This window comes from [Clostridium] symbiosum ATCC 14940 (assembly GCF_000466485.1).
Classification (GTDB): Bacteria; Bacillota; Clostridia; order Lachnospirales; family Lachnospiraceae; genus Otoolea; species Otoolea symbiosa.
Genome location: NZ_KE993014.1, coordinates 1 through 5,005 on the forward strand (window position 1 = coordinate 1; position 5,005 = coordinate 5,005).

Below are 5,005 nucleotides of genomic sequence, written 5' to 3' on the forward strand. Positions count from 1 at the left end.
CCGGACGCGTCCTCCAACCTCAGTTAAATCTCTAATTAGGTCATAGTAGCCTCGCCGTCTGAAAATTCTGGTACAAGTAAAATGATTTATGGTATAATGGGCTATAATTCATGTTCAGAAACCAGGAGAGGAGCGATAAGATGAAACCCTTAAAAGTAACCATGTCTGCTTTCAGTTCTTATGCAGGTATCACGGAGATTGATTTCGAAAAGGTAGATCACGGCCTTTTTCTAATTACCGGAGATACGGGAGCGGGAAAGACGACAATATTTGACGCGGTTTCTTTTGCTCTCTATGGCGAGACCAGCAGTGACAGCCGCGACGGCACAATGATGCGCAGCCAGTATGCAAAGGACGGGGATGAGACCTGGGTGGAACTTGTCTTTACTGATAAAGGAAAGGTCTACCGCATCAGGAGGAATCCGGCCTACCAGCGGGCGAGCAAAAGGAAAAACAGGGATGGAGAGCGCACGGTCACTATGGTGCAGGCAAAAGCCAGTCTGATCCTGCCTGATGGCAGCGAATATCCCGGACGGCTCAGCGAGATAAATGAAAAGATCCGGGAGATTGTAGGTGTGGACAGGAACCAGTTTGCCCAGATTGCGATGATAGCCCAGGGGGAATATATGAAACTGCTCCACGCGTCGTCGAAAGACAGGAAAGAGATATTTTCCCGGGTGTTCAATACGGGAATTTATTGGAGGATCCAGCAGAAGCTCAAGGAAAAAAACAATGAACTCTATATTAAGCTGAAGGACAACGAGAATTTATGCTTGCATGAACTGGCCCAGATTTCCCTGCCGGAAGACAGTGGAGGACTGGAGGCGCGGTGGCGGGAGGTATCAGGAAAACTGGAGACCAGAAGCGAAGAGATATCAGAGCTGCTGAGCGAGATAGCCGGGGAGAGTGAAAAGCAGGATAGGGAAGCGGCCGGGCGGCAGGAGCAGTTAATAGAAAAACTATCTGTCCTTAACCGTAACCTGGAGCTTGCCAGGGAACAGAACAGACGGCTGGATGAATGCGAAGCGGCCGGGGAAACGCTTAAAAGGCTGGAACTGGAAGTGCCGGAACGCGGCCGTGATGCCCTGAAACTGAAGCGTGCCAAACAGGCCGAACCGCTCCGGCCTCTTTTGATGAATTGCGAGTCGGATGAAAGTGAGCTTGCCCGGACAGGCGAAAAGATAAGGGGGCTGGAGCAGGAGCTTGCGGAGCTGGCCATGCCTCTGGGAGAAGCGGAAAAAGCCGTGCAGGACAGGATGTGCGAGCTGTCAAAGCGGCGTCCTGAGCTGGAACTTTCCGCAGGACGGCTGAGGGAGGCAATGCCTTCCTATGCACATCTGGATGAAAAGCTTAAGGAGGCTGTGAACGCCAGGCAGGAAGCAGACAGACTGAAGAATGAAATGGAGGCGGCGGAAAAAACTCTGAGGGAGCTGGAAATCAGGAGGAAGGAGCTGGAAGGGCAGGGCGCCCGTCTGGCGGAAGTCCCCCTTGCACTGTCAGGAATGCAGGGCAGGGAAGAGGCTGTAAAAGTCCGCCTGTCGGATTTGAGGCAGTTACAGTCGGATTTGGAACTTCAGGAGAGGCTTGAACATGATCTGGAAGATAAAAAAAGACAGGTTCTGGCGGCACAGAGAACATTTGAGAAGGCCGAGGCGGAATATGCGGAGATAAACCGCTTGTTTATCTCCATCCAGGCCGGTATCATGGCATCGGCTTTGGAAGAAGGTGCCCCCTGTCCCGTCTGCGGCTCCCTGCATCACCCGAAGAAGGCGGTGCTGGAGGCGGAAGCAGTCACCGAAAAGCAGGTGGAAGAGGCCAAGAAGAGAAGGGAGAGGGCGGAACTCACACTACGGAAAGCAGCATCGGAGAGCCAGGAATACGGAATCCGTTCAGACGGGCAGGCTAAGCTGGTCAGCGTGCTGACGGCAAAACTGCTGGAGGGAGATGCATCGGCTGAGGAAAGTGCTGCGCTTGAGAAGAATGCGCCGGACCGTAGAAATATCAAAGAACAGAGGCAATGGGTGAGCCTGGCAATCGGAGCATGCCTTACAATGGCAGAGGAAATATCGAAGGAGCGCGTCCGGCTGGAACGTGAGGCTGAAGAACTGGAGCGGAACAAAACGCAGCAGGATTCCCTGAGAAAAAAATGGGATGAACAGCAGGAGGGACTGCGGGAACTGAGACCGAGGGCTCAGGAGGCTGCAATCCGCAGCAGCCGGATACAGGTTGAGACGGAGCAGCTTCGAAAAAATCTTTTATGGGAAAGCAGGAGTGACGCTGAGCGGGAGCTGGAGCGCCTGGTGAACGAGAGAGTGCTGCTGGAACAAAGCGCCGGGGAGGCGAAGGACAAAGCCGACAGGATAAAAAGCAGTATAACGCAAAAGGAGGCTTACCTGTCTTCCGAGAGGGAGAGAGAAGCCGTACTGGGGCGGAAGGTGGAAGAAAACAGGAAAAAGTGGCAAGAAGCTCTGAAGAAGAATGGTTTTGCAACGGAAGAAGAGTATAGGAATTCTGTTTTGACGGATAATGAGATAGCCATGCTTTCCGAAGATATGGAAAGATTCAATCAAGAGCTGTTAAAGGCAAGGACGATATTCCAGCAGCTCAGTAAGGCGGCAAAAAAGCTTACGCGTGTGGAAGAATCTGAGCTTTTGAAGGAAAGGGATATGCTGACGGACGAAAAAGCAAAAGCAGCGGAGAGGGCAGGGCTTTTGTCGGCCCGGAGAATCCGGAATGAGGGGGCATACAGGAACCTTCAAAAGCTGATGGAGGAACGCAGGAAGCTGAAGGAGGAAAAACAGCAGATAGAAATTCTCTATACCACTGCTGACGGAAAGGTGACCGGCTCTGCCAGGATCGATTTCCAGACCTATATTCAGAGACAGTATTTCAGGCAGATGATTCATGCGGCAAATAAGAGACTCTGCATCATGACGGACAACCAGTTCCTGCTGCAATGCAGGGACATGGAGCTGCTGGGGATGAAAGGCGAGGTGGGCCTGGATTTAGATGTCTACAGCATGAGTACGGACCGAACACGTGATGTAAAAACACTCTCCGGCGGAGAATCCTTCATGGCGGCGCTGGCAATGGCCTTAGGGATGGCGGATGTAATCCAGAGTACGGCCGGGAAGGTCAATATTGATGCAATGTTTGTGGATGAGGGCTTCGGTTCCCTGGATGAGTCTTCCCGGATGAAAGCAATCAGAATCCTGAAGGAACTGGCCGGAGATCGCAGACTGGTGGGAATCATCTCTCATGTGACGGAATTGAAAGAGCAGATTGACAGAAAGCTTCTGGTCACGAAAAATGATAAGGGAAGCTTTGTGCACTGGGAGCTTGAAGACTGACGGCGGCTTTAAAACAATGCTTCACTGTCTTCGCACAACTTGCTCAAAGCAGAAAGGAAACAGATATGTCAGAAATATTTATTATATCAGACACACATTTCGGTGATAATGGAGCCATCTTAAGGTACGAGGGAAGGCCTTTTAAAAACGGCCCGGAGATGGACGGGACCCTGATTGCCAACTGGAACAGAACCGTGAAAAAGGAGGATGTTGTCTATCACCTGGGTGATGTGGCCTGGAATATGGATAAAGAAGCTTTAAAAGCCCTTATATCGGGGCTGAACGGCCGGAAGATACTGGTGATGGGAAACCATGACAGGAATTTTACCGTCAGGGAATGGATGGAGACGGGCTTTGAAGAGGTGTACTCTCTTCCCGTTGTGCTGGAGGGCTTTTTCATGCTTTCCCATGAACCGATGTATGTAAATTCCTACAGTCCTTACGGCAACATATTCGGACATGTCCACGGAAACCCGATGTACAGGGATAAGTCCAGCCACAGCTTTTGTGCCTGTGTGGAACGTATCGGATATACCCCCGTACAGTTTGAGAAAATAAAAAACGAGATGTCCAGGGAGCAGCGTTTGGAGGCTGCAGAGACTTAAAATTAGTTACCGTTCAGCCTTCGGCCAAACTGCAACTAATGATGCAGAGGCTGAACGGTTTCTAAAATTACAAAAATCGACCTGCGCATCTGGAATCCCCCGGCCTTTTGTGCTATAGTAAAAAAGATAGCGATTGAACGATAGACAGAATGAAAGGTGATGGAAGTGACAATTGTAATACCGGGAGTGATAACCGTATCATTTCTTTCCCTGTTTTACTGCTGTATGATGCCGGAAGTCGGCAGGAAAGACAGGCTGGAAGCATTTGAAAAACAGTACATAGCCCACAGGGGCTTTCACGACAATGCGTCCTTCAACCCGGAGAATACAATGCCTGCCTTTGAGAAGGCGGTGGAGAAAGAATATGGGATTGAACTCGACGTCCAGCTTACAAAAGACAAGATTCCTGTCGTAGTCCATGATTATGACTTGAAACGTGTGGCCGGGACTGCCCGCAGGATAGAGGACTGTACCTTTGAAGAACTAAAAAATTATCCGTTGTTCCGTTCCGGACAGACCATACCGGCGCTTCAGGATGTTCTGCGCATGGTGGCGGGGAGGGTTCCGCTTATTATCGAACTCAAGGTAGAGAGAAAATTCAGGGAGACCTGCGAGGCTGTTGCAAAGCTCCTGGATTATTATCACGGTACATATTGCATCGAGTCGTTCAGCCCACTTGCGCTGTGGTGGTTCAAGCATCACCGCCCAGAGGTGGTGAGAGGCCAGCTTGCCACGAACCACAGGCGGGAAGGACTGAAAACACCCTGGTATATAGAGGGGATTCTTACAAACTGCCTGTTAAACGGATTTTGCAAACCAGATTTTATAGCCTACAACTGCCGTTTTACAAAAACTTTTCCGGTGACGGTCCTGCGCAAATTTTACAGATGCAAGATGGCGGCCTGGACGATCCGGAGTCAGAAAGAGCTTGAAAAACATAAAAAATATTTTGATGTGTTTATATTTGACAGTTTTTCTCCGGAGGAGGATAAATTAAGCAGGTGAGGACGCAGCCTCAGGCCAGCGGACGGGGGGGTGGGGGGTGTATAT

Annotated in this window: 3 protein-coding genes; all 3 read left to right on the forward strand. The window is 50.5% G+C overall.

The window, feature by feature from the left end:
* Window positions 1-140 precede the first annotated feature (140 nt).
* Window positions 141-3,350, forward strand: coding sequence for an AAA family ATPase (locus CLOSYM_RS18920; RefSeq protein ID WP_044902900.1), 3,210 nt, complete (start codon window positions 141-143; stop codon window positions 3,348-3,350).
* A 65-nt stretch (window positions 3,351-3,415) separates the two neighbouring features.
* Window positions 3,416-3,955: a metallophosphoesterase gene (locus CLOSYM_RS18925; RefSeq protein WP_021643395.1), complete on the forward strand. Its 540-nt coding sequence runs from the start codon at window positions 3,416-3,418 to the stop codon at window positions 3,953-3,955.
* 159 nt (window positions 3,956-4,114) lie between these two features.
* Entirely contained in the window at window positions 4,115-4,960 is an 846-nt protein-coding gene (locus CLOSYM_RS18930) for a glycerophosphodiester phosphodiesterase family protein (RefSeq protein WP_003498527.1), read from the forward strand.
* The last annotated feature ends 45 nt before the right edge of the window (window positions 4,961-5,005 follow it).